The 25,299-nt window shown below is 65.8% G+C and carries 15 protein-coding genes; 9 read left to right on the top strand and 6 right to left on the bottom strand.

Features of this window, described 5'->3' with window-relative positions; translation table 11 throughout:
• Nucleotides 1-16 precede the first annotated feature (16 nt).
• The 8 genes from KF887_11755 (at nt 17) to KF887_11720 (ending at nt 8,039) form a co-directional block, all read left to right on the top strand.
• Nucleotides 17-808, top strand: coding sequence for an ABC transporter ATP-binding protein (locus KF887_11755; protein QYK40125.1), 792 nt, complete (start codon nt 17-19; stop codon nt 806-808).
• The gene (locus KF887_11750) at nt 801-1,319 is read left to right on the top strand and encodes a hypothetical protein (GenBank protein QYK40124.1); all 519 of its coding nucleotides are present in this window, start codon (nt 801-803) and stop codon (nt 1,317-1,319) included. Before KF887_11755 ends, KF887_11750 begins: the two co-directional genes overlap by 8 nt.
• Entirely contained in the window at nt 1,319-2,029 is a 711-nt protein-coding gene (locus KF887_11745; GenBank protein QYK40123.1) for an ABC transporter ATP-binding protein, read from the top strand. Before KF887_11750 ends, KF887_11745 begins: the two co-directional genes overlap by 1 nt.
• 3 nt (nt 2,030-2,032) lie before the next feature.
• Nucleotides 2,033-2,461 carry a hypothetical protein gene (locus tag KF887_11740; protein ID QYK40122.1) on the top strand — a complete coding sequence of 143 codons (429 nt, stop codon included), beginning with the start codon at nt 2,033-2,035 and terminating at the stop codon, nt 2,459-2,461.
• On the top strand, nt 2,461-3,471 hold the full coding sequence (locus KF887_11735) for a branched-chain amino acid ABC transporter permease (protein QYK40121.1): 1,011 nt from the start codon (nt 2,461-2,463) through the stop codon (nt 3,469-3,471). Before KF887_11740 ends, KF887_11735 begins: the two co-directional genes overlap by 1 nt.
• A complete protein-coding gene (locus tag KF887_11730; GenBank protein QYK40120.1) occupies nt 3,468-4,766 on the top strand; it encodes a branched-chain amino acid ABC transporter permease in 1,299 nt (432 codons plus the stop codon). Before KF887_11735 ends, KF887_11730 begins: the two co-directional genes overlap by 4 nt.
• A gap of 160 nt (nt 4,767-4,926) precedes the next feature.
• Nucleotides 4,927-7,350, top strand: a complete 2,424-nt coding sequence (locus KF887_11725) for an FAD-dependent oxidoreductase (GenBank protein QYK40119.1) — start codon at nt 4,927-4,929, stop codon at nt 7,348-7,350.
• Nucleotides 7,351-7,430: 80 nt separating this feature from the next.
• A complete protein-coding gene (locus KF887_11720) occupies nt 7,431-8,039 on the top strand; it encodes a nucleotidyltransferase family protein (GenBank protein ID QYK40118.1) in 609 nt (202 codons plus the stop codon).
• Here KF887_11720 and KF887_11715 read toward each other — a convergent pair.
• The 3 genes from KF887_11715 to KF887_11705 form a co-directional block, all read right to left on the bottom strand.
• Nucleotides 8,022-11,672 (bottom strand): Hint domain-containing protein, encoded by a 3,651-nt coding sequence (locus KF887_11715; protein QYK40117.1) that lies wholly within the window; start codon nt 11,670-11,672, stop codon nt 8,022-8,024. The genes KF887_11720 and KF887_11715 overlap by 18 nt on opposite strands.
• 211 nt (nt 11,673-11,883) lie before the next feature.
• On the bottom strand, nt 11,884-14,097 hold the full coding sequence (locus KF887_11710) for a Hint domain-containing protein (GenBank protein QYK40116.1): 2,214 nt from the start codon (nt 14,095-14,097) through the stop codon (nt 11,884-11,886).
• A 932-nt stretch (nt 14,098-15,029) separates the two neighbouring features.
• Nucleotides 15,030-18,404 (bottom strand): PAS domain S-box protein, encoded by a 3,375-nt coding sequence (locus KF887_11705; GenBank protein ID QYK40115.1) that lies wholly within the window; start codon nt 18,402-18,404, stop codon nt 15,030-15,032.
• Nucleotides 18,405-18,769: 365 nt separating this feature from the next.
• Between KF887_11705 and KF887_11700 the strand changes: the two genes are divergently transcribed.
• Nucleotides 18,770-22,444, top strand: coding sequence for a response regulator (locus KF887_11700; GenBank protein QYK40114.1), 3,675 nt, complete (start codon nt 18,770-18,772; stop codon nt 22,442-22,444).
• Nucleotides 22,445-22,465: 21 nt separating this feature from the next.
• On the opposite strand, the gene KF887_11695 is transcribed toward KF887_11700, so the two are convergent.
• From KF887_11695 to KF887_11685, 3 genes are all read right to left on the bottom strand, one after another.
• Nucleotides 22,466-23,686 (bottom strand): EAL domain-containing response regulator, encoded by a 1,221-nt coding sequence (locus KF887_11695; protein QYK40113.1) that lies wholly within the window; start codon nt 23,684-23,686, stop codon nt 22,466-22,468.
• 35 nt (nt 23,687-23,721) lie between these two features.
• A complete protein-coding gene (locus KF887_11690; protein ID QYK40112.1) occupies nt 23,722-24,708 on the bottom strand; it encodes a sensor domain-containing diguanylate cyclase in 987 nt (328 codons plus the stop codon).
• A gap of 222 nt (nt 24,709-24,930) precedes the next feature.
• Nucleotides 24,931-25,299, bottom strand: a complete 369-nt coding sequence (locus KF887_11685) for a response regulator (protein ID QYK40111.1) — start codon at nt 25,297-25,299, stop codon at nt 24,931-24,933.

The following is a 25,299-nucleotide window of genomic DNA, read 5'->3' as shown; positions in this document are numbered from 1 at the left end:
AAGGGGAACCCGGCGCATGATCGTCGTCGAGGACCTTCACAAGCATTTCGGCGGCTTCCGCGCCGTCGACGGCGCATCGCTGCGGATCGAGACCGGCTCGATCACCGGGTTGATCGGGCCCAACGGTGCCGGGAAGACCACGCTGTTCAACTGCATCGCGGGGCGCTACACGCCGACGTCCGGCCGCGTCACCATGGCCGGCGAGGACATCACCGGCCTTCCTCCGCATGACCTGTTCCACAAGGGTCTTCTGCGCACCTTTCAGATCGCCCATGAATTCGGGTCGATGACGGTGCGCGAGAACCTGATGATGGTGCCCGCGAACCAGTCGGGCGAGCGGCTTTGGAACACGTGGTTCCGCCGTGGCCGCGTGGCCGAAGAGGAACGGCGCATCCGCGACCAGGCCGACGCGGTACTGGAGTTCCTGACGATCAGCCATCTGGCCGACCAGAAGGCCAGCCAGATTTCCGGCGGGCAGAAGAAGCTTCTGGAACTGGGCAGGACCATGATGGTCGAGGCCAAGATCGTATTCCTGGACGAGGTGGGCGCAGGGGTCAACCGGACGCTGCTGAACACCATCGCCGACGCGATCCTGCGCCTGAACCGCGAGCGCGGTTACACGTTCTGCGTGATCGAGCACGACATGGACTTCATTGCCCGCCTTTGCGACCCTGTCATCGTGATGGCCGAGGGCAGGGTTCTGGCGCAGGGCACGGTGGACGAGGTCAAGAACGACGAGCGTGTGATCGAGGCCTATCTGGGCACGGGGCTGAAGAACAAGGCCAAGGCGGAGGGGTTCCATGTGTGACCGGCTGCTTGGCGCGGCACTTCTGGCCGCCCTGTCCGTTGCCTCGGCGGCCTCGGCCGCAGACTGCGCGCCGATCACGCCGCATTTCGACATCTGCCCCGGCGCGTCGGACTGGGCCATCGCGGAATGGGAACAGTTCGGTGACGGCGCGGCGCTGCACCTCGGGGCCCTGACGCTGGATTTCACCGAGCACTGGGCGGCGCGCGACGACGCGGACCCGCATGTCGCGGCGGCACTTGACGGATTGCTGACCGCTATGCTCGACGGCGAGGCGCACAGCACCCTGCAGGCCGACAGTCTGTCGCTCGACGGGATGACGGTGGCGCGAAAGGTGCAATCGATCACTTTCGCCGGCGATCCGACGATCCTGCGCGCGACGATGATCGTCGAAGGCGGCGGGAACCGCATGATGCTGATGCTCACCGGGCCGGGTGACACGGAACCCGGCCTGATCGATGCCCGGTCGCGCGAGGTCGCCGCGCTGATCCGCCCGGCTGGGGAGGGGCGGTGATGGCCGAACCCTTCCTGATCGGAGAGAACATGACGGGCGGCTATGGCGGCGCCGACATCCTGCATGGCTGCACTATCGCGGTCGAAAAGGGCGAGATCGCAGTCATCGTCGGCCCGAACGGAGCGGGCAAGTCGACCGCCATGAAGGCGGTGTTCGGCATGTTGCGCCTGCGCGAGGGCGGCGTGCGGCTTGCGGGCGAGGACATCACCACGCTGTCACCGCAGGACCGCGTGGCAAAGGGCATGGCCTTCGTGCCGCAGACGTCGAACATCTTCACCTCGATGACCGTCGAGGAGAACCTGGAAATGGGCGCCTTCCTGCGCCGTGACGACATTCGCGCCACGATGGAACAGGTGTTCCACCTTTTCCCCATCCTGCGCGACAAGCGGCGGCAGGCGGCGGGCGAGCTGTCGGGTGGACAGCGCCAGCAGGTTGCGGTGGGCCGGGCGCTGATGACCCAGCCGCAGGTCCTGATGCTGGACGAACCCACGGCAGGCGTCAGCCCGATCGTCATGGACGAGCTGTTCGACCGGATCATCGAGGTGGCGCGCACCGGAATCTCGATCCTGATGGTGGAACAGAACGCGCGGCAGGCACTGGAGATTGCCCACAAGGGATATGTGCTGGTCCAGGGCGCGAACCGATTTACCGACACCGGGGCCGCGCTGATGGCGGACCCCGAGGTGCGTCGGTCGTTCCTTGGTGGCTGACGCATGGGGAACGCGCAGTTCGTACTGGTCGTGGCGGTGTTCATGGTCGTGGCGACCGTCATGCTGACCATTCCGGTGATCATGCCCGGCCCCTCTGGCACGGGCCAGACTGTCACCGCCTGCCGGTACGAGCGTTTCTGCGCCGCAGGCGACTGTGCCGCGCCGCTCCCCCCCGATTTCCGCATTCTCGCCGAGGATGCCGGCGATGGCGCAACCCTTGAAATCACCGGGCGCGCGTCGCCGCTTTCGGTCACGCGACGCGACGCGGCCACCATCTATGCCGGTTCCATCGAGGGGGCCGACATTCTGACCATCAGCATCTCGGCAACGGGCGCGTTCCAGAGCGAGACCCGACGTGGCGACAGTTCTGCCGAGATGCTGGCCGCGGGCAACGGCCATTGCACGCCGGCCAAGACAGGGGACGAAGGCTGATGGACATTCTCAACGCGCTTGTCGCCTTCCTGAACTTCGTATTCATCCCGGCCACGGCCTATGGCGCGCAACTGGCCCTGGGCGCGCTGGGCGTGACGCTGATCTACGGTATCCTGCGGTTCTCCAATTTCGCGCATGGCGACACCATGGCGCTGGGAACCACCTTCGCCATCCTCATAACCTGGGCCCTGCAAGGCGCAGGCATAACGGCCGGGCCGCTGCCCACCGCGCTGATCGCCCTGCCCTTCGCCATCGGTGCGACCGCGCTTTTCGTGCTGGGCACCGATCGCGCCGTGTACCGGTTCTACCGCCGTCAGAAGGCGGCACCCGCGATCCTGGTCATCGTGTCGCTGGGCGTCATGTTCGTGATGAACGGTGTCGTTCGCTTCATCATCGGCGTGGACGACCAGAACTTCGCCGATGGCACCCGGTTCGTGATATCGGCGGGCGATTTCCGCGCCATGACCGGGCTGGCCGAGGGGCTGGCGCTGCGGTCCACGCAGGTGATCACCGTGGTCGTCGCCATTCTGGTGGTGGCCTGGCTGTTCTGGTTCCTGAACCGCACGCGCACCGGCAAGTCGATGCGCGCGTTTTCCGACAACGAGGATCTGGCGTTGCTGTCTGGGATCAACCCTGACCGGGTGGTGGCGGTTACCTGGATCATCGCGGCGGCGCTAGCGACCATCGCGGGGGTTCTTTACGGCCTGGACAAGAGCTTCAAGCCCTTCACCTACTTCCAGCTTCTGCTGCCGATCTTCGCCTCGGCGATTGTCGGCGGGCTTGGCAATCCGCTGGGCGCGATCGCGGGGGGATTTGTCATCGCGTTCTCGGAGGTGACGGTGACCTATGCCTGGAAGAAGGTCGTGACCTATGTGGTGCCCGAAAGCATGGCGCCCGAAGGCCTGGTCCAGTTGATGTCGACCGACTACAAGTTCGCGGTCAGCTTCACGATCCTGATCATCGTCCTGCTGTTCATGCCCACCGGGCTATTCAAGGGGAAATCGGTATGACCCTGCGCAACCCGGCGCTGTTCCTGGGCGTCGCCGTCCTGTTCCTGCTGACCGGCCATTTCCAGAGCTGGAACCTGGCCATGTCGATCTTCAACATGGCGCTGATCTCGGCGGTCATGGCGCTGGGCGTGAACATGCAGTGGGGATACGCGGGCCTGTTCAACGTCGGCATCATGGGGTTCGTCGCGCTTGGCGGGCTTGCCGTGGTGCTGGTGTCGGCTGCGCCCGTACCGGAGGCATGGGCCGCCGGTGGACCCGGAATCGTGCTTGGCCTGCTCCTTGGCGCGGCCTCGATCGGGGTGGCGGTTCTGGTATGGCAGCGGATGGCCCCGGGCCGGACGCGCGTGCTGGCGATGCTGGCGGTGCTGGTCGTGGGTTTCATTGTCTACCGGGCGGTGTTCGACCCTGCCGTGGGCGCCGTCGAAGCGGTCAACCCCGCCGCCACAGGATTTCTGGGCGGGTTGGGTCTGCCCGTGCTTCTGGCATGGCCGGCGGGAGGTGTTCTTGCCGCCGGTGCTGCCTGGGTGATCGGCAAGACAGCGCTGGGCCTGCGGTCCGATTATCTGGCCATTGCGACGCTGGGTATCGCCGAAATCGTCATCGCGGTGCTGAAGAACGAGGACTGGCTGGCGCGCGGCGTGAAGAACGTGATCTCGCTGCCCCGCCCCGTCCCCTACGAGGTCGACCTGCAGCGCTCGACGGCATTTCTGGACTGGGCCGCACGATGGGGGTTCGATCCGGTCACGGCCTCGTCGCTGGTCGTCAAGCTGATGTATGCCGGGCTGTTTCTTGTGGTGCTGCTGATCATCGTCTGGCTGACCGAGGCGTCGCTGAAATCGCCCTGGGGCCGGATGATGCGCGCCATCCGCGACAACGAGGTCGCGGCCGAGGCGATGGGCAAGGACGTGACGCGCCGCCATCTGCAGGTCTTCGTGCTGGGCTGCGCCGTGGTCGGCATCGCGGGCGCGATGATGACCACGCTCGACAGCCAGTTGACCCCTGGCAGCTATCAGCCGCTGCGCTTTACCTTTCTTGTCTGGGTCATGGTGATCGTCGGCGGATCGGGCAACAACTGGGGCGCGGTGCTGGGTGGTTTCCTGATCTGGTGGCTCTGGGTGATGGTGGAACCGATCGGGCTTTACGTGATGGGGGCGCTGACAGCCGGTCTTGCGGACGGATCCTGGCTGAAGGGCCACCTGGCCGATGCCGCCGCGCACATGCGGCTGCTGACCATGGGCCTCATCCTGCTGCTGGTGCTGCGGTTCAGCCCGCGCGGGCTGATCCCGGAAAAGTAGGATCGGGCCGGCGCTCCGGTCGCTTGCACCGCGGGCGTGGCATGTCGCACCGCGCGAACCGCACCATCAAGGCCTGATCACGACATATCCCGTCGCAGGATGACATGCCGCTTGGTCCCGGGCATCGGACCTTGCGGCAAACCTGCGCGAGGCATCCCCCATGAAAACCCATACCCGTGTCCTGGTCATCGGCGGCGGCGTCGTCGGCTGTTCGGTGCTGTATCACCTGACCAAGCTCGGATGGTCGGACGTCACGCTGGTCGAACGGTCGGAACTGACATCCGGTTCGACCTGGCACGCCGCCGGCGGGTTCCATACCCTGAACGGCGACACCAACATGGCGGCGCTGCAGGGCTATACCATCCGGCTCTACAAGGAGCTTGAGGCGATCACCGGCATGTCCTGCGGGCTGCACCATGTGGGCGGTATCACGCTGGCCGACAACCAGGCACGGTTCGAGATGCTGAAGGCCGAACGCGCCAAGCATCGCTACATGGGGCTGGACACCGAAATCCTGGGCCCCGACGAGATCCACAAGCTGACCGACGGGATGGTCAACCTCGAAGGCATCATCGGCGCGCTCTATGACCCGCTGGATGGGCATCTGGACCCGTCGGGCACCACCCACGCCTACGCCAAGGCCGCGCGGATGGGCGGGGCCGAGATCGTGCTGCACAACCGCGTGCTGGAAACCAACCCGCGCCCCGACGGATCGTGGGAGGTCGTGACCGAGAAGGGCACGATCATCGCCGAGCATGTCGTCAACGCGGGCGGCCTCTGGGCGCGCGAGATCGGCGCGATGGCGGGCGTCTATCTGCCGCTGCTGCCGATGGCGCATCAGTATCTTGTCACCGACGATATCCCCGAGATCATGGACATCCTCAGGTCGGGCCGCGAGTTCCCGCATGTCATGGACCCGGGCGGCGAAAGCTATCTGCGCCAGGAAGGCCGGGGCCTGTGCATCGGGTTCTATGAAAAGCCCTGCGAGCCCTGGGCCGTGGACGGGACGCCCTGGACCTTTGGCCATGAGCTTCTGAACGAGCAGTTCGACAAGATCGAGGACTCGGTGAACTTCGCCTACCGGCGGTTCCCCGTGCTGGAACGGTCGGGGGTGAAGCGTGTCATCCACGGTCCCTTCACCTTTGCACCGGACGGCAACCCGCTGATCGGCCCCGTGCAGGGCCTGCGCAACTACTGGTCCGCCTGCGCGGTGATGGCGGGCTTCAGCCAGGGCGGCGGCATGGGCCTGGCACTGGCGCAATGGATGATCCACGGCGAGGTGGAGCGTGATCCCCGCGGCTTCGACGTGTCGCGGTTCGGCACCTGGACGACCCCCGGCTACACCGTTCCAAAGGTGATCGAGAACTACCAGATGCGCTTCTCGGTCAGCTATCCGAACGAGGAACGGCCGGCCGCCCGCCCGTTCCGGACCACCGCGATGTACGACACGTTCAGCCAGATGCGCGCGGTCTGGGGCCAGCAATATGGTCTGGAGGTGGTGAACTACCACGCCCTGCCCGGCGAGCCGCTGTATGAAACCCCAAGTTTCAAGCGCTCGAACGCATGGGACGCGACAAAGGCCGAGGTTCTGGCCGTTCGCAACGGCGTTGGCATCAATGAACTGCAGAACTTCGGCAAGTATCGTGTCACCGGCGCGCGCGCGCGGGCGTGGCTTGACCGGATCATGGCAGGCGCGATCCCCGCGCCGGGACGCATAGCCCTGACCCCCATGCTGGCGCAGAGCGGCCGGATCATCGGCGATTTCACGGTGTCCTGCATCCACGAGCAGGAATTCATGCTGACCGCAAGCTATGGCGCGCAGGGCTGGCATCACCGGTGGTTCGAGAGCCATCTGGAGGATGGTGTGCGCGTCGAGAACATCTCGGACATCCGGACGGGGTTCCAGATCGCCGGCCCCCGGGCGCGCGAGTTGCTGTCGCGCGTAACGCGCGCGGATGTTTCCGCAGGTAAATTCCGGTTCATGGACACCCGGCGGATGACTGTCGGCATGGCCGATTGCCTGGTCCAGCGGGTCAGCTATACCGCCGACCTCGGGTTCGAGATCTTCTGCGACGCGCCATCGCAACGGCACCTGTGGCAGACGTTGTGGACTGCGGGGCAGGACCTCGGGCTGCGACCATTCGGGATGCGGGCGATGATGTCGCTGCGGCTGGACAAGTGGTTCGGTTCCTGGGGTCGCGAGTTCAGCCCGGACTATACGCCTGCCGAGACCGGCCTCGATCGTTTCATCCGCTGGAACAAGACGGCCGACTGGATCGGCAAGGCGGCCGCAACGGCGGAAAAGGCAGCCGGACCCAAGCGACGGCTTGCAACCTTCATCGTGGATGCCGACCAGGCGGATGTGACGGCCTGGGAGCCGATCTGGCTGGATGGAACGGTGCAGGGCTTCTGCACGTCGGGAGGCTATTCCCACACGACCGGACAGTCGGTTGCCTATGGCTTCCTGCCTGCCGATCGCCTGCAGGATGGCCAGACGGCAGAAATCGAGATCCTGGGTGACCGTCGCCCGGCGCGGGTCCATCTGGCACCGATCTGGGATGACGGCGGACGGATGCGGGCGTGACCTTGCCCCGCAATGGCGTGCGACTTACCCTTGCCTTCTGAAGGGCGGGGCGCCGCGCCCTGCCCCACCGGAAACACGTGATGCGTCCCGAGGTGGCGATCCTGATCCTTGCAGCCGGTGCCTCGTCGCGGATGCGCGGGCGCGACAAGCTGCTGGAACGTGTCGGCGGTCAACCCGTCCTTCGGCATGTCGCGCAGCAGGCCGTCGCAACGGGCGCGCCGACGGTCGTGATCGTGCCGCCGGATCGTCCCGAGCGCGCCGCCGTGCTTGCCGACCTTGCGGTGACGGTTGCGGTAGCAAAGGATGCCCGGCTTGGCATGACAGCCTCGTTGCGCCGGGGTCTTGCGGTTGCGGCACCTGGGGCGGCCGGGGTGATGATCTTGCCTGCGGACATGCCGGCGATCACCTCGCGCGACCTGGCGGTGATGTGCGCGGCCTTCGCCGAAGCGCCGGGAATGATCCTGCGGGGCTCCACGGCCGACGGACAGCCCGGCCACCCGGTCATCTTTCCGGCCGACCTGGTTCCGGCATTGATGGCCCTGTCCGGTGACGAGGGGGGCCGATCCGTGATCGCGGCGCATCGCGACCGCCTGCGGCCCGTCGTGCTTCCCGGCGACCACGCGATCCTCGACCTCGACACGCCCGAGGATTGGGCCGCCTTCCGCGACCGCTCAGGCCGCCAGGACTAGCCGCGCCTCATGCGCCTTCAGTGTGGCACGGGCGGCGGCGATGCGTTCGCCCCGCCGCAGCATCGGGAACAGCGCCAGCAGCTCGTCGCGGGCCGCGTCATCCAGGCCGGCAACGCTGGCAGGGCCGGGCTGGTAGCTTTCGGTCCAGGCGCCGTCGGCACGGATTACCTCGTGGCGGTCGAACATCAGATGCAGATAGCTGACCGGCGACGGATCGACGAGGCGCGAGACACCCGGGCGGCCCAGCAGATGAACCGCAGCGGCGAAGACCTCCCGCTCGCCGAACAGCAATTCGGGTCTGGCACCGGCGACCAGCATCCGGTGCTGCGGCGAAACGATCAGGTCACGTTCGGGCAGGCCATGGCCAAGCGCCCCCTGCGCGATCCGGACCGGCCGGAAGGCGGGATTCTGCCAGACCTCGGCCAGGGACAGGTCGCGCCGCCCGACCCAGCGGATCTCCTGGTATCCGCTGTCGCGGGTCAGAACGCGGTCACCCAGGCGCAGCGCCTGCACCGGAAGTTCGCCCCGGTCCGTCGAGATCAGCGCGCCGGGCGTGAAGCACGGAATGATGCGCTCGATATTGCTGAAGGACAGCGTGCCGATCGGCGTGGTCCCGTCGGTATCGTAGAAGGTGACGGTGCCGTTCTCGCGATTGCCCGGATCGAAGGCGATGTCGGTAAAGGTCTTGCCCCAGGCCCGAAGGTCAAGCACGTCGACATCAGAGTTGTCCGCATCCTCGCTGCCGTCGACCGTGCCGCCCGGGCCCCCAAGGATCGTGTCCGATCCGAAGCCGCCGATGATCGTGCTGGAACCGGCGCCACCGTCGATCAGGTCGTTCCCGTCGCCGCCATAGATCGTGTCGGCCCCGTCTCCGCCGAGGATCGTGTCGTTGCCCTCGCCGCCCTCCAGGAGGTCATTGCCAGGACCACCCGACAGGTGGTCGTTGCCCGACCCGCCGAACAGCTGGTCATCGCCGTCGTCACCCTGCAGGCTGTCGTCGCCATCCTCGCCGAACAGGATGTCGTTACCGCCGCCGCCCAGCAGCGTGTCGCCGCCGCCGCCGCCATACAGGACATCGTTGTCCGCACCGCCGTCCAGCAGGTCGCCACCATCGCCGCCAAACAACTGGTCCTGACCGCCACCGCCGTACAGCGCATCGTCCTCGGTCCCGCCATCCAGCGTGTCATTGCCGGTGCCGCCGATCAGCGTGTCATTCCCGGCCCCGCCGAAGAGCGAATCATCACCCCCCCGGCCGTCCATCAGGTCATTGCCGCCACCGCCGTAGAAGATGTTGGTGAAGGTCGCATCGAAAGCATCGAAGCCGGACAGCGTGTCGTCGAAGTCCGACCCGATGATCCCGTCCATGCCGCCGCCGAGCGAATCGTCGGCGACCAGGCTGCCGCTCATCGCCCCGCTGGCCAGGTCGATGTTCACCCCGGACGTCGCCGCAGTGACATCCAGATAGTCCATCCCGGCGCCGCCGAAATAGGTGTCGGCACCCTCGCCCGCGACCATCGTGTCGTCGCCGGTCCCGCCGTCGAGCAGGTTGGCGCCCGCGCCTCCGATCAGGCGGTCGGCGCCATCGCCACCGCGCAGCGTGTCGTTGCCGATGCCCCCCTGCAAGGTGTCATCCCCGGCGCCACCTTCCAGGCTGTCATCGCCGGTTCCGCCGTAGAGAACATCGTTGCCGTCCTGGCCCAGAAGCGTGTCACTGCCGTAGCCGCCTTCGATGGTGTCGTTGCCCGCACCCCCCTCGACAACATCGTCGTCGACATAGACCCCGTCAAAGTGGATATCGGACAGGCGGATCGCCTGCTGGGCGTTGGCAAGGTCGGTGTAGGACACGACAAAATATGCGACGGGCCCGGAGATCTCGAACAGGGCGGAACCCGCCAGTTCGTTCGGAAAGACCGCGCCGCCGGTTGCGGTAACGGTGTTTCCGCTCAGCGACAGCGAGCTCGATGACACTGTGATCGTGACGGGTATCTCCGCACCCTGTGCATCATAGGCCCGCACCGTCACGGAATCCGTGAAGCCAGACCTGTCAATGTCGGACACGCGGAAACGGACGTTGGTCACCTCGTCGGCCAGACCGGAACCCGCTGCCGAACCAAAGCTGAAGGTTACCTGCGAGCTGGAGTTGATTCCGCCGTCCGCAGGCCGGAAGAGTTCGGCACTCGAATTCGGATTGAAAGGCTCGCCGTTGGCCACATGGATCGGGTATTCGCGCTCGTTGCCCCCCGACGTTGATCCCGTCGTCTCGGCCGAGAAGGTCGCACCCGAAACACCGCCGCTGTAGGTCACGGAAACGTCGACGCCGCCCGTGCTCTGCGTGAACGGCCCGGTAAAGGCAGTCTCGTCCGCATAGGTCGTCCAGGTGAAGGCAAGCGGTGTCGTTGGCGCCGCACCCTCGGGCCCCGCGGTGATCAGGTCATCGCCGTCCCCGCCGAATATCGTGTCGCTGCCCGTGCCACCGGTGATCGTGTCGGCGCCCGCGCCCCCTGACAGGACGTTGTCGCCCGCTGTCCCGGTGATGGCATCATCGCCGCTGCCGCCCGTCGCGTTCTCGATCGAGATCAGCGTGTCATTGCCCGCCCCGGACGCGGTGCCACCCGCGAGGCTGATGGTCAGGTCAGCGGTCTCGGCGGAATAATCGGCCGTGTCGGTCCCGGCGCCGCCGTTCAGCGTGTCGTTCCCCGTGCCGCCGTTCAGCAGGTCGTCGCCATCGCCGCCGAACAGCTGGTCGGTGCCCGCGCCACCGAACAGCGTGTCGTTGCCGCCGCCGCCGTTCAGCGTGTCGTTGCCGCCCGCGCCGTCCAGCACGTTCGCGTTGCCGTCGCCGGTGATGCCGTCATTGGCGCTGCCGCCGGTGACATTCTCGATTCCGATCAGCTGGTCGGTGCCACCGCCACCCGTCGCATGGTTCGAGGCGGCCGCGAGGTTCACGGTGATCGCCGAAGTGATGCCGGTGTAATCCGCCGTGTCGATCCCGGCGCCGCCGTTCAGCGTGTCGTTCCCCGTGCCGCCGTTCAGCAGGTCGTCGCCATCGCCGCCGAACAGCTGGTCGGTGCCCGCGCCACCGAACAGCGTGTCGTTGCCGCCGCCGCCGTTCAGCGTGTCGTTGCCGCCCGCGCCGTCCAGCACATTCGCGTTGCCGTCGCCGGTGATGCCGTCATTTGCGCTGCCGCCGATGACATTCTCGATTCCGATCAGCTGGTCGGTGCCACCGCCACCCGTCGCATGGTTCGAGGCAGCCGCGAGGTTCACGGTGATCGCCGAGGTGATGCCGGTGTAATCCGCCGTGTCGATCCCGGCGCCGCCGTTCAGCGTGTCGTTCCCCGTGCCGCCGTTCAGCAGGTCGTCGCCATCGCCGCCGAACAGCTGGTCCGCGCCGCCGCCGCCAAGCAGCGTGTCGCTGCCCAGGCCACCGTAAAGCGAGTCGCTCTGCCCGCCACCGTCGAGGCTGTCGTCGCCGTCCTCACCATTCAGCGCGTCGGCCCCGTCGCCGCCAAAGACCGTGTCGTTGCCACCACCGGCGTTGACAGAATCTGCACCTGCGAGCGCGGTGATGAGATCGGCATCCGCCGTTCCCGTCAGCGTGTCGTTTCCGGTGGTCCCGTTGATCGTGGCCATGGTCGCCCTCGCACTCGTCCGACTCCCGGCCGATGCACCGGCCTGGAGATTTCTTTCGGTCTAGCGGGGGCGCGGGGCGTGAATACGGTGAAACCGCAGCAACAAACGGCGGAAATGCGGCAGATTGGGACAACTATGCAATGCAAACGGGGGCCAACCGGCCCCCGCTACAACCCTGGGCTTATCGCCCGGGGTGGCTGCATAACTCTGGTCAGCGCAGCAGGAGCGACGCCTCGTGTTTCTTCAGGGTCTTGCGGGCCGCCTGATAGTCGGCGAGGCCCTCGACGGTCCGCAGTTCCGGGAAGATCTCGAAGATCTCCTGGCGCTGAGCATTGCCCATGCCCTTAAGCGTATAGTCGCCCGGCTGGAAGCTTTCGGTCCAGGCGCCATCCGCCAGAAGCACCTCATGCCGGTCGAACATCATGTGCAGATAGGTCACCCCCGCTGCATCGACGGACTGAACTCCGCGCGCACCCACAAGATGCTTTGCGGCCACCAGCACCTCGTGCTCTTCGAAGTAGAGCGCGGTGCGGTCGTTGGCGACCAGCATGCGGTGGTTCGGGCTGACCAGCATGTCGCGTTCCGGCAGGCCATGGCCAAGGCTGCCCTTGCGGATCAGCACCGGCTTCAGATGCGGATTGGCGCAGAGAACCGCCCAGTCGAGATGCTTGGCGCCCGACCAGCGGATCTCCTGGATGCCGTTGTCGCGGGTCAGCACCTTGTCGCCGACCTTCAGTTCCTCGACAGGCACCTCGCCCTTCGGCGTCGCGATCATCGTGCCCGGCGTGAAGCAGGGAATGACGTTCTCGATGTTCACGAAGGTCAGGCTGCCCGTCTCGTTGCCGTCGTCATCGAAGAAGGCAACGGTGCCGTTCTCGGGGTTGTCTTCCGAGAAGGTGACACGCAGCGGGCCCGCGCCACGCAGATCCAGCGTGTCGTAGTCGTCGCCTTCCTCGTTGCCGTCGATCACGTCGCCGATCCCGTCACCCGGCCCGTTGACGATGAACACGTCGCGGTCGGCACCGCCCGACATGGTGTCGGCACCTTGGCCGCCAACGATCGTGTCGTTGCCCGCACCGCCAAACACAAGATCATTGTCGATCCCGGCATCGAGGTAGTCGTCGCCATCGTCGCCATGGATCGTGTCGTTGTCGTCCATCCCGTAGATGGTGTCGTTGCCGCGGCCGCCAAAGATCAGGTCGGTGCCGTTGTCGGGCCGCAGGTCGCCTGCGTCATCGCGGATGTTCACCGCGTCCGGCACGCCAGGGCCGTAGCCGCCATAGATCACGTCGTTGCCGTCATCGCCGTGCAGTTCGTCCGCACCCTCGGCCCCGATGATCGTGTCGTTGCCGGTGCCGCCATAGACGGTGTCGTCGTCGAAGCCCGCGTCGACCAGATCGTTGCCACGGCCGGCATAGACGAGGTCGTTGTCGTCGCCGGTCATGATCGTGTCATTGCCCCGCCCACCATAGACGGTGTCGCGGTCGTTGAACGGGTCGCTGTCGGCAGGGTAGAGGCCGGGATAGTCGCGATCTGGCAGGGGCGTGGCACCGCCACCCGAGGTGTCGATCAGATCGTCGCCGCGCCCACCATAGACAATGTCATTGCCTTCGCCCGCATACACGGTGTCATTGCCGTCACCGGCGAAAACGCGGTCGTCGTTCGGGCCGTCGCCCGGGATGATCGCATCCTCGTTGTCGATGCGGTCGCCATCGGGGTCGACATAGTCGCGGTCGATCAGGTCATCGCCGGGCGTGCCGTACACGATGCCGTCGCGCTCCGGACCCCCGGTGTTGTCCACGGTGTCCGAGATCTCGAAATACTCGACCGAACCCTGGAAGTAATTGCCAAGATTGTTCAGCAGTGCCGGGTCCGAGGTCGACTGGCCGACACCGATCATCCACTTCTGGTTGATCGGACCCATGTCCATGGTCAGGCCCGGGGGAACGGCCGCCGTGTAGGTCGCGCTCGACGTGAGATTCACGAGGTCGAGCTGGCCCGGCCCCGTCTCGCTCCAGGAATAGGTCAGCCGAACCTCGTCGCCGGGCGACAGGAAGCCTGCGGCAGAGGAGAACACGGTCGAACTTCCAGCAGATTCATGCGTGACCACAACCGCGCCGTCGGGCATCACCTCGACACGGTATCCGCCTGCGGTTTCGCCGACGCTGTCGCGCGACAGCACGGTGTTCGGTCCGCTGCCGGTCTGCGCCGTCTGGCTGAACTGGATTTCCAGGGTGCCCTGCGACAGCTGGAACGCGCTGTCGTCAAAGATCTTCAGCTTGTCGTCCACCCCGTCCAGGACCGCGCGCCCGCCGACCGACGCCGCCCCGTCCAGATAGGTTCCGTTCTGGGCGCCATTGCCGGTGGCCGAGTCGGCCGCTTCGGTCCCGATGTCATCCAGTTCGTAGCGCGCGATCACAGGCATAGTTCACATCCCCAAGCAGCCGGGCCCGGCGGGTCCCGTGGAAACCATCTGCGGCACCCCCGAATGGGTGCTGCACCCGGACGCGCCAGACGGCGCGGTCGGATCGACTGGCCGACTATCGGAATGAGGGATTGAGAGGGTGCACACGACCGGCGGGCGCCGAAGGCCCGTGGATGGAAACGCGGCAGCATCTCGTACCGATACGCCTCGCGGCGCACCACACTCCGATAGGCCGCCCCCACGGCCTGTGTCTTACCCAGCAAGACCTCTGCTTGATAACCCTTCGTTAAGCCTGCGGCCAAGGGAAAAAAGGTGGAAACGCGGCGGGGTTCGGACCGCGTCGGTCGACCGGCGGAACCGCCCACAACCCATGCGAGAAGATTGTTTCCCCTTCGGGAACAGATGTTCCGCCCACGAACCGCAACCCTCGGCTGAAGACCAACGCATTCCGGCACCTTGCAAAAAAATGTGCTGCAACCGGCCGAGACGGCTGTTTCCATTTTCGAACCGGCAGGAAGATGCCTGTTCGCGTTAACCACATGCGCCATTCCTGCCGTTTCACTGCCACAGTTGCCGCGTCACCGTTGCCGGGGCTGCACAAATCGGCGTCAAGACGCGCGATTCCGGCAGATCCGTCAAAGATCAGCGTTAACGCCGGGACGAATCACTCCGGCCCGGATTCCGTCTTGTCGCGATCCCGCCTTGATCCCGCCACAGTCCTGAAACGTCGCGTGTCGGTATGACGCAACAGATCGGAATCGGTCGCGCGGCCGCCGGACGCCTGTGGTGACGACATCGGCCCGGCTCCGTGCTGCCACGGCCTTCGCCCGATTGCTCCATCGAAAGGGGCCGCCCAGTGATGCGCGCAGACCGATGGCCGACAAGGCCGGAGGCTGCGTGGCAGCCCCGGCCGGCGCGATCGGCGGGCACCCTTACGGCTTGCCGGGTGTGGACTGCGCGAACATGCGGCGCAGCTTGGCCGCGAGATCGCGCCTGCGATAGGGTTTCTGCAGCAACTGGATGCCGGGATCGAGCCGCCCGTTATGAACGATGCTGTTCTCGGTATAGCCCGACGTGAACAGCACCTTCAGGCCCGGTCGCAGCTGCGTGGCCTCGTCCGCCAGTTCCCGCCCGGTGATGCCGCCGGGCATGATCACATCGGCGAACAGCAGGTCGATGTCCGCCATCTGGCGGATGCATTCCAGGGCGTCGGGACCGTTCGCTGCGGCGGTGACCCGGTAGCCCAGGCCCTGAAGCTGCATGACGACATGTTCGCGCACCAGCCGGTCATCCTCGGCAACCAGGATATGTTCGTGCCCGCCGACCGACCGCTCCTCGATCCCCACGCCCGCCACCTCGTCACCGACCTCCAGCGACCGCGGGAAGTAGAGCTTCACCGTCGTGCCGAAGCCCTGTTCGGAGTAGATGCGCACGTGGCCGCCCGACTGCTTGGCAAAACCGTAGACCATGCTCAGCCCCAGGCCGCTGCCCTTGCCCACGTCCTTGGTGGTGAAGAAGGGATCGAACGCTCGTGCAACCACGTCCGGCGCCATTCCCGTGCCGGAGTCCGTCACCGCGACCTGCACGTACTGGCCGGGCGGAACCTCGCCATTCGCTTCGGAATAGGCATCGTCCAGTCGGACATTCGCCGTCTCGACGGTCAGGCGCCCGCCACGCGGCATCGCATCGCGGGCGTTGATCACCAGGTTCAGCAGCGCGACCTCAAGCTGTCCGGGGTCGATCTCGACCAGCCACGGACTGCCCGAATGCACGATCTCGATGTCGATCTCTTCGGGCAAGGTGCGGCGGATCAGCGCCTCCATGCCGGAGACCAGCCGGTTCAGGTTCACCACCTTCGGCTCAAGGGTCTGCCGTCGTGCGAATGCCAGCAGCCGCGCGGTCAGCTCGGCGCCGCGCTGTGCCGCCGTCGCCGTCATCTCGGCCATCAGCCGCATGCGGTTGTTGCTGGACAGTCCTTCGGTCAGAATCTCGGCGTTGCCGAGGATCACGGTCAGCAGGTTGTTGAAGTCATGCGCGACACCGCCGGTCAGCTGGCCGACGGCTTCGAGCTTCTGAGACTGGCGCAGGCGGGCCTCCATCTCTTTCTGCTCGGTGACGTCGATCATGCTGCCGACCATCCGCACCGCACGCCCGTCCGAATTCCGGATGATGAAGCCCCGGTCGATCACGTCCCTTATCTCGCCGTCAAGCGTGCGAACGCGATAGGCCAGCGTCCAGGTCGTGTCGGGGCCGTCGATCGCCTCGTAGAGTGACTCGAGCACCCGCTCGCGGTCGGTCTCGTGGATGCACGGGGCCCAGCCCTCGGGCCCTGGCGGTATCGCCGTGGGGTCCCTGCCGATCAGGCTGGCCATGCCCTCGTTCCGCCAGACCTGCCCTGCCTCGAAGTCCCAGTCATAGATCGCGTCACTTGTCGCCTTGCTGATCAGCAGGAAGCGCTCGGTGCTGATGCGCAGTTCCTCGTCCAGTCGCTTGCGTTCGGTGATGTCCCGCTCGATGGCGACGAAATGCGTGACCTTGCCAAGCCCGTCGGACAAGGGGACAATCTCGACCTCGATCCAGTAGGGCATCCCGGCCTTGGTGTAGTTGACAAGTTCCGTCCGCACCGGCCGCCGTTCCCGAAGCGCCTGCCGGATCCGTTCCCGTTCGACGCGCGAGGTGTCGGGGCCCTGCAGCAGGCGGGGCGTCCGTCCCATAACCTCAGCCGACGCATATCCCGTGATCCGCTCGAAAGCCTCGTTGACAAAGACGATGGGTGGGCCGTCCGGGGCGTCGATCGGATCGGCCGCCGTGATCAGCACGATGTCGTTCATCCGCGACACCGCATTCTCCAGAAGGTGCATGCGTTCCTGCTGGGCACGCTCCTGCGTTACGTCGCGGAAGTAGACCGCAATCCCTTCCGGCACAGGATAGCCCACCGCCTCGAACCATGCGCCCAGCGGCGCATAGTGCTGCGTGAAGCGCACGGTTTCCCTTGCGATCAGGACGCGTTCGTAGACCGACTGCGACTGTGTTCCGATGGCGTCGGGAAACTCGTCCCAGATGCGCCGGCCGATCAGGTCGTTGCGCGACCGCTGCAGGAAGGTCTCGGCCCGTTCGTTCAGATAGGTGAAGCGCCAGTTCCGGTCGAGCATGAAGAAGGCATCGCTGATGTGTTCCAGCGTGACCGCCAGGCGGTCGGACACTTCGGCAAGCTTTGTCCGGGCCTGAACGAGTTCGTCGATATCCTGAAAGGCACCCTGGATGGCAATGACCGCACCGGTGGAGTCGAAAAGCGGCGCGCCGACACTGCGCACCCAAAGACGCCTGCCCTGAACGGTCACGATCTGCAGCACGACGTCGAACGCCTCGCCACGCTGGATCGCCGCGTCAAACAATCCGGCCATCGTGTCGCGGTGTTCCTCGGGAAAGAACGAGAGTGCGCGTTCGAGCGTCATGTCCGTCCCGGGCGGAAGACCGTGGATCGCCGCCGTCTCGGTCGTCCATGTCAGCCGCCCGGTATCAAGATGGATACGCCAGCCGCCCAGCCGCGCCGCTTTTCCCGCGATCTGCAGCAGATGCGACGCGCTTTCCAGTTCGCGGCGCGAGGTGACGGATGCCGTCATGTCCTGCAGCATGCCCTGCAGACAGAGCCGGCCCGCGCCATTCCGCCCGAGTTCGCCCACGGCCGCCACGTGGATCGTCGACCCGTCGTCCGGTCGAACGATGCGATACGCGGCGCGGAACACATCCTGGCCGCTGTCGGGAAACGACATGAAGGCGATGCGGGTCCTGTCCCGGTCCTCGGGATGGATGATCTGCCACCAGTCTTCGAGCGGCATGTCGGCAATCGACGGGTCGATCCCGGCAATGTCGTGCAACGCGGGCGCGATGCTGACTTCCATCAGGTCGAGGTCGACCGACCAGAATGCAAGCTTCAACAATGCGGGCGCGGCGCTGCGTGTCAGCAGTTCCTCGGAAAACGCCTGCGGAACTTCGTTGCCCGGGTCGAAATCGGGCCCGGCAGCCCCCTGCCCTGTCCCGGGCGGATCGTCGGGTGACGGCATCTCCTCGTCGTCGGCGTCGGCGGTATCGTCCCCGCCGACATCGAGGAACCGTGTCACGTCACGGATACTCGTCAACCAGGCGGAATCCGACGCCGCCCCGATGCGACGGGAGACGACATCGGCAAAGAACACCGATCCGTCCTGCTTTTGATGCAAGGTCACATGCCGACGCACGGTCCGTTCGGGGCCATGCGTGCCGCCTTCCGCCGTCGGCGGATCGACTGCGATCATGTCGACGGTCATCTGCGCAAACTCGCTTGCGGACCAGCCGTACAATTCGGTTGCGCGAACGTTTGCTCGCAGAATCCGCCGCGTGCCGGCCTCCTCGATCCACATCGGATCGGGGTGGGCCACGAAAAACCAATCGTCACCGGCGTCCATATGCACCTTCCGAAGCAAGATCGCGCAGTTCCGCCAAAACAGAACATCAAACCGGCGGCGCCGTTGCAGACTGCGGTGAATTCCGCCCTACGTCTATACCATGCGGCGATCAAAACTCCTCAACCCTCGCGCTTTGGATGAAGCGGCGCTGTCCTTGCGCGTCGAAAAGGCCAGCCGTTGCGGCGGATACCGCCATGCTGCCGCGTCAATAGGCATCCAAAAACGCAATGTTTGGCTTGCAGCATCGCGCTGCGGTTGTTCTAACGCTTGCAGGATCGTGCTGCGCGACCCAGGGGCGCCCGCTGGCGACGGATGGGAAGATGGCTGATGCGTCACCCGGAGTTTCGGACCCCGCCGCATCGCGTCTGCGGCGGATACCCTTTCGTGTCTATGTCGCGTTGCGCATGGTTCCGGTTCTTGTGGCGCTGGCCGTGGCCCTGGGCTTTGTGGCGTGGATCGTCACCGACGAGGCCGCGGACCGGACCGCCCGCACCGCCTTCGACGGCAAGTCCGAACTGGCGCTGGCAGAGGTGGCGCGTCTCTACGAGTCGGCGCGGGCCGCCGCAGCGGCGCTCTCGCTTCATCCGGCGATCGTCAACGGCACGGATGCCAATGACCACGACGCGCTGCAGGAACTTGCCACGCTTCTCGTCGCATCTCCGGCCCTTGAGGCGGCCTATGTCGGCTGGCCGAATGGTGACTTCACCCTGCTGCGGCACATGCGCGGGCGCCATTCGACGTTCGACGCACCGCTCCAGGCCATGTGGCTTGCACAACTGGTGAGCGGCGGGCGGTCGCGGTTCGAGTTCCTGGACGAGGCGCTTGTGGTCGTCGAGTTTCGCGACGACGTGGACTATCCCATCGACCCCTCGCAACGCCCGTGGCACCGAGAGGCGCTGCTGACAGAAGACGCGATCCTGACGGAACCCTACCTGTTCTTCACGACGGGAGAGCCCGGCGTCTCGGCGGCCCGGCGGGCAACAAGCGGCGCGGTCGCAGGCGTCGACCTGTCACTGCGCGACCTGTCATCGCGGTTGTCCGCGCTGAGCCTGCCGGAGGGAGGCGAGGCTGCGCTGGTCACCAGTGGCGGCAATGTGTTGGCCGATGCGGATACCGCACGGATCATGGCGGTGATCGAGAACGCGGACCGCCCGGCCAAGGTCCTGCCAAATCTCGCGGACCTGGGGGACTCCGTCATTGCCGCGATCGCACAGCAATCCGCGCTGCCCTACTACGGCGAGATCATGCACGGTGGGCGCCATTGGATCGTGCAGATGTCGGATGTCGATCAGCGTGATCTTCGGCTGGCTATGGCGATTCCGGTGTCCAGTCTCTCCGGCGCTTCGGGAACGCTTGGATCGACGTTCATCGGTTTGTTCATCCTCGTGTCCATTGCAACGCTGGCAACCGTCTGGGCGGTGGCAAACCGGATCGGTCGCAGGTTGGCCTCCTTCGCACTCGAGGCCGAGCGCACGGCGCAGCTGCGGTTTGGACACGCGGCGCTGTCAGACGACGGCATCGCCGAGTTCGCCCGCCTTGGGGCCACCCTGACCACCATGAGCGGATCGCTGTCCGCGATGGCCCGGATCGGTGAGATCGTCGCAAGGACCGATGCGCCCGACACGCTGCTGCCGGAGATCGTCGAGGTCCTTGCGGACTGGACCGGAGCGCAATCGGGTGTGATCAGGCTGGGTGATCCCGCCAAGACCGGCCCGATGGACACGGTCGCGCAATTCGGACCCGTGCCGTCACCCGAGCAGCTCGGCGCCCCGGTGCAAGACCACCTGCAAGACAGCGCCGCCGATGCACGGACCACGCTGGCCGGCAGGCTGACGCAGCCGATCCTCGACGGTGCGGGCGCGACACTGGGAATGATCGACCTGCGAACCGAAGACCCTCGTGCCGCCTTCAGCCCGGCCGCCCGGGCCGCAGCCGCCTATGCCGCGAGGTCGATCGGCCTTGCCGTCGATCGGCACCGGATGGCCGAGGCCTGGTCGAATGATCGGCGCGAGGCGTCGACGGTCTTTGCCTCGGTGGCGGACGGGATCTTCATCCTCGACCTTGACGGGCATATCCGCGCGCAGAACGCCGCGGCAGCTGACGTGCTCGGCTGGACCGACGAAGAGGTCTTCGGCCGCCCTGCGCATGAAACCCTTTCCGGTCGGAACGCCGAGGGAACCCTATATACGGCCAGCGACTGCCCTATCGGCCAGACCCTGCGTGACGGAGAAACCAGGCGCATCGCGGGTGATTCATTCTCCGACCGCAACGGGCGCCAGATCCCTGTGGACTATGCCTGTTCACCGCTGCGCGGCGATGACGGGACCGTCACGGGCGCCGTGCTAAGCTTCCGCGACGTCTCCGACAGGCGCCGCGCCGAGGCGCAACTGATCGAGCGGATCAAGGAACTGCGCTGCCTCTACAGCGTCGTCGCCCTTCTGCAGGGAGCGCCGGGGACCGCGACCGACAATTTTCCGGCAATGGCAGAGCTTCTGGTGCAAAGCGTGCAGCATGTCCGCCTTGCCGTTGCCCGGCTCAACGTCGAGGGCATCGAATACCGCAGTGCCAACTGGTCTCCGCCGGTCATCACGCTCCACGCCGACATCGGTGACAAGGGGCGCAACGGGTTCGTCGAGATCGGCTATGTCGAGATGCCACCGCCCAGCATTGTCGGCGACGCGGGCTTTCTGGACGAGGAACACAACATGCTGTCCGTGGTGGCGTCGCACATCGCCCGGATGCTGGAGCGGCGCGACATGCGCGAACGGCTGAACCAGACGGAACGGCTTCGCGCGGTGGGCGAACTGACGGGTGGCATCGCCCATGATTTCAACAATCTCCTGACCATCATCGTCGGCGGTGCCGAAACGCTGGAGGAACGTCTGGCCCACGATGATGACGCGCGGCGCATCGCAGTGATGATCCATCAGGCGGGAATGAACGGTGCCGAACTGACACGCGGCCTGCTGGCCTTTTCCCGCAAGCAGTCGCTGGCACCAAAGCCCGTTGCGGTGGATGCGCTGATCGGCGCGATGTCGGCGATGGTGGAGCGAACGATCGGCGAGCATCTTCGCTATGTCACGCATTTCGAACCGGGGCTTTTGCTGGCGCTGGCCGATCCGGCGCAACTTGAGAGCGCCATTCTGAACCTGGTCATCAATGCCCGCGATGCGATGCCGGATGGAGGCCTGCTGACGGTGGAGGTTGCCAACACCTGGCTGGACGAAACCTTTGCCGCCTCGAACGACGAGGTCACACCAGGCCCCTATGTCATGATCGCCGTAACGGATACCGGGATCGGCATGTCGCCGGAACTTGTCGCGCGGGCGTTCGAACCGTTCTTCACCACCAAGTCCCTGGGGCATGGCACAGGGCTTGGCCTGTCGATGGTCTGGGGTTTTGCCAAGCAGTCGCGCGGCCATGTCCGCATCTATTCAGAGCCTGGCGAAGGCACGACGGTAAAGCTGTTCCTGCCCTGCGCGGACCCCGCCGAGGAACAATCGGTCGTCGTGCCGCCACCGCGACAGGACTCGGCGCGGGGTTCGCGCATCCTGCTGGTCGAGGACGATTCCCTGGTCCGGGAGCACGCCACGATGGTGCTTCAGGGCCTGGGATTCCAGGTGGACGCACACGCCGACGGGCCAAGCGCGATCAATGCGGTGCGCGAGGGGCTGGAGTTCGATGTCCTGTTCACCGACATGGTGATGCCCGGCGGCATGAACGGTCGAGAGCTTGCGATTGCCATCAGGGAATTGAAGCCCGACATGCGCGTGGTCTTCACGTCGGGCTATGCCGACAAGGCGATCATCCGGCAAAGCCGTCTGGAGGCGGGCAGCCTTTTCATCAGCAAACCCTACCGACGCGCCGATCTTGCCGACGTGATGCGCCGGGCGCTCGGCTGATCGGCCCAAGACACAACCGTCTCAGGCGCGGCGTGCCGCGCTTGGCGGCGCCTCGTAGGGTCGGCCGAGGAAATAGCCCTGTGCCATATCGCAACCCAGATCGCGCACGATGGTCAGGGTTTCAGCATTTTCGACCCCTTCGGCCGTGATCGACATGCCAAGCGCCTTGCCCAAGGCGGTAACCGCCGCCACGACCTTGCGTGCCTCGCCCGAGCGGGTCAGGTCGCGCACGAACAGCCGGTCAATCTTGATCTCGGTGAATGGGAGTTGCACCAGACGCTGGATCGAGGACTGCCCGATGCCGAAGTCGTCGATCGCCAGCTTGTGCCCATCCAGGCGGATGCGCGTCAGCGTCTCGATGTCGCCGGCCAGAATCTCGCTGGTGCCGTTTTCGGTCAGCTCAAGTATGACCTGCCCGGGATCGATCCCGTGGTGTTCGCGCAACTCGCGCAGCATCGGCAGGAATTCGGGCCTGCGGATCACGCTCAGCGACACATTCACCGCGATATGCAGCCCCGGTGCGCCGCTGGCCACGAGATGCCCGAACGCGAGGTCCAGCATGCATCGCGCCAGATCGAATTCCTGGCCCGATGCCTCGACCTGCGACAGGAACATGCCTGGCGGCAACACGCGGTGCACCGGGTGGTGCCAGCGTGCCAGAGCCTCGTAGCCCGCCTTCTCTCCGGTGGCGCAGATCACCTTGGGCTGAAGGTACAGTTTGACGTCCCCGGTGCGGAGGGCACGGGCGAAGGCGCGGGCGTCGAGCGCGGGATCGGCCTGGGTGGCGTCGCGAGATGCGGCAACACGCCCGGGCGGCACCGACATCAGGTCCCGCAGCCGGGCAAGACGGAAGGGTTTCTCCAGCACGCCGACGACATCAAGGCCAAGCTCGACCGCCGAATGGCGCATCGACTCAAGAATTTTGCCGCCATGTCCGCTGGTCACGATGATGCGCGCCCGGCATCCGCGCCGCGCCAGTTCGCGCAGCACCTCAAGTCCATCCATCCCGGGCAGCGACAGATCCACGATCATGTGGGTCGGTCGCAGGTTCGGGACCGCCGCAAGAAAGGACTTGGCCTCCGTGAAGCAATGACTGCGCGCGCCAATCCTCAGCAGGGCCGAGACCACGAGCTCCGCCACCGCGCAATCGTCATCAAGGATCAGCACATGGGCGTCATGATCCACCATCGCTGTGGCCTTTGTCGGGTCGACAAGGATCTTCATCACATGTCTCGCGTCCATGAAGGTTTCAGGCCTATGTTCGGCAGGACGGGGCATCATGCGGCCAGCATCACCCGGTTGCGCCCCTGATGCTTCGCCTCATAAAGCGCCACGTCGGCATTCGCGATCCAGTATTCCACCCCCTCGGCGGGCAGTTCGATCTCGGCCAGACCTATGCTGGCCGTGACCGCCCGCCCGCGGAGTTCCGGCAGCACCAGGGCGCTGATCGCGGCGCGCACCCGTTCGGCGATGCGCTGCGCCTGGACGATGTCGGTATCCGGCATCAGGATTCCGAACTCCTCGCCGCCAAGCCGGCCGAAACCGTCGCTGCCACGCAGCGCGGCGCGCACCGCGCGGGCCAGCCGTGTCAGCACCAGATCGCCGACCGGATGGCCGAAGGCATCGTTGATCGACTTGAAATGGTCGATGTCAATCAGGGCAAGCGTGGCGCGGCGTCCGGCGGTCCGGGCGGCGGCCACCGCGTCGGCAAGCAAGGACTCGAAGGCGACGCGCGACAGCGCACCCGTCAGGGCGTCACTGCGGGCAAGCTGGCGCAACTCGAACTGCGTGACGACGATGCGTGCAAAGCTTTCAAGCATCTCGCGCTCGGCCCGGCCGAAGCTGCGCGCCTCCTGCCCCATGACGCAGAGCGCACCAACGTTGTATCCATCGGGCGTGGTCAGCGGAACGCCCATGTAGCTGCGCACGGCGGTCGTGCCGGTCACGAAGGGATTCATGCAGAAGCGCGGATCCTGAGCGGCATCGCCGGAAACCAGGGTCTCGTTCGACCGGATCGTGAAATCGCATAGCGCGTCGCGCCGGGGCACTTCCCTCACCTCCAGCCCGACCGATGCCTTGATCCACATGCGGTCTTCGTCGATCAGGGTGATCGCCGCGATCGGCACGCCGAAGATGCGGTGAACCAGGGCGACGATCTCGTCGAAATCCTGCTCGTCGCCGCTGTCCAGAATCTCGTAGCGACGCAGCGCGGCGAGCCGGCCCCGTTCGTCGTCGATGTGAAGCGGGCTGTAGGAAATCGACATGTTGGCCCTCGGATCTTGCGGATGCGGCACGCATTCGTGCCAACTGTTGCGGTGTGTTGGGCACAGGCACGGGCATAGGGGCAGTGGTCGCAGCGGTGACGACCCCTTCTCTGTCCGTCGTCCCCACCCGGGTTTCGACTTGAGAAAAAGGTAGTCGGACCGTTTGCACGATCTTTGCGGCAATTGTGAAAATATGTCTCGATCTGCGCGGCCTTGCGCCGATCAGCTGTCGAGCACCTGGCGAACCTTGGACACGAGGTGCTGGCGGCGGTAGGGCTTGGCCAGCAGGTGCACATCCGATGCCAGCCGCCCCTCGGACAGCATCACGGTGTCGCTGTATCCAGAGGTATAGAGAACCTTCATCTGCGGCCGACGCGTCAGCGCAGCCTCGGCGAGCTGACGGCCGTTCATGCCGCCCGGCATCATCACGTCGGTCAGAAGCAGATCGACATCCCCGATCGTGTCGAGAAGGTCCAGTGCCTCGTGGCCCGACGCCGCCTCGAAGATGCGATAGCCCACATCCTGCAGAACGCTGACGACATGGATGCGGACGAGGTCGTCGTCATCCACGACCAGGATTGATTCATGCAT

The sequence above is a fragment of the Paracoccaceae bacterium genome, assembly GCA_019454225.1.
GTDB lineage: Bacteria > Pseudomonadota > Alphaproteobacteria > Rhodobacterales > Rhodobacteraceae.
Note: the sequence above shows the minus strand (reverse complement) of the source record. Positions and strands in the feature narration are given on the sequence as shown.

Excerpts from the sequence above, each read along its gene's own strand:
- KF887_11755 (QYK40125.1), top strand. The coding sequence starts at position 17 with ATGATCGTCGTCGAGGACCTTCACAAGCATTTCGGCGGCTTCCGCGCC.
- KF887_11750 (QYK40124.1), top strand. The coding sequence starts at position 801 with ATGTGTGACCGGCTGCTTGGCGCGGCACTTCTGGCCGCCCTGTCCGTT.
- KF887_11745 (QYK40123.1), top strand. The coding sequence starts at position 1,319 with ATGGCCGAACCCTTCCTGATCGGAGAGAACATGACGGGCGGCTATGGC.
- KF887_11740 (QYK40122.1), top strand. The coding sequence starts at position 2,033 with ATGGGGAACGCGCAGTTCGTACTGGTCGTGGCGGTGTTCATGGTCGTG.
- KF887_11735 (QYK40121.1), top strand. The coding sequence starts at position 2,461 with ATGGACATTCTCAACGCGCTTGTCGCCTTCCTGAACTTCGTATTCATC.
- KF887_11730 (QYK40120.1), top strand. The coding sequence starts at position 3,468 with ATGACCCTGCGCAACCCGGCGCTGTTCCTGGGCGTCGCCGTCCTGTTC.
- KF887_11725 (QYK40119.1), top strand. The coding sequence starts at position 4,927 with ATGAAAACCCATACCCGTGTCCTGGTCATCGGCGGCGGCGTCGTCGGC.
- KF887_11720 (QYK40118.1), top strand. The coding sequence starts at position 7,431 with ATGCGTCCCGAGGTGGCGATCCTGATCCTTGCAGCCGGTGCCTCGTCG.
- KF887_11715 (QYK40117.1), bottom strand. The coding sequence starts at position 11,672 with ATGGCCACGATCAACGGGACCACCGGAAACGACACGCTGACGGGAACG.
- KF887_11710 (QYK40116.1), bottom strand. The coding sequence starts at position 14,097 with ATGCCTGTGATCGCGCGCTACGAACTGGATGACATCGGGACCGAAGCG.
- KF887_11705 (QYK40115.1), bottom strand. The coding sequence starts at position 18,404 with ATGACCGTCGACATGATCGCAGTCGATCCGCCGACGGCGGAAGGCGGC.
- KF887_11700 (QYK40114.1), top strand. The coding sequence starts at position 18,770 with ATGTTTGGCTTGCAGCATCGCGCTGCGGTTGTTCTAACGCTTGCAGGA.
- KF887_11695 (QYK40113.1), bottom strand. The coding sequence starts at position 23,686 with ATGGACGCGAGACATGTGATGAAGATCCTTGTCGACCCGACAAAGGCC.
- KF887_11690 (QYK40112.1), bottom strand. The coding sequence starts at position 24,708 with ATGTCGATTTCCTACAGCCCGCTTCACATCGACGACGAACGGGGCCGG.
- KF887_11685 (QYK40111.1), bottom strand. The coding sequence starts at position 25,299 with ATGCATGAATCAATCCTGGTCGTGGATGACGACGACCTCGTCCGCATC.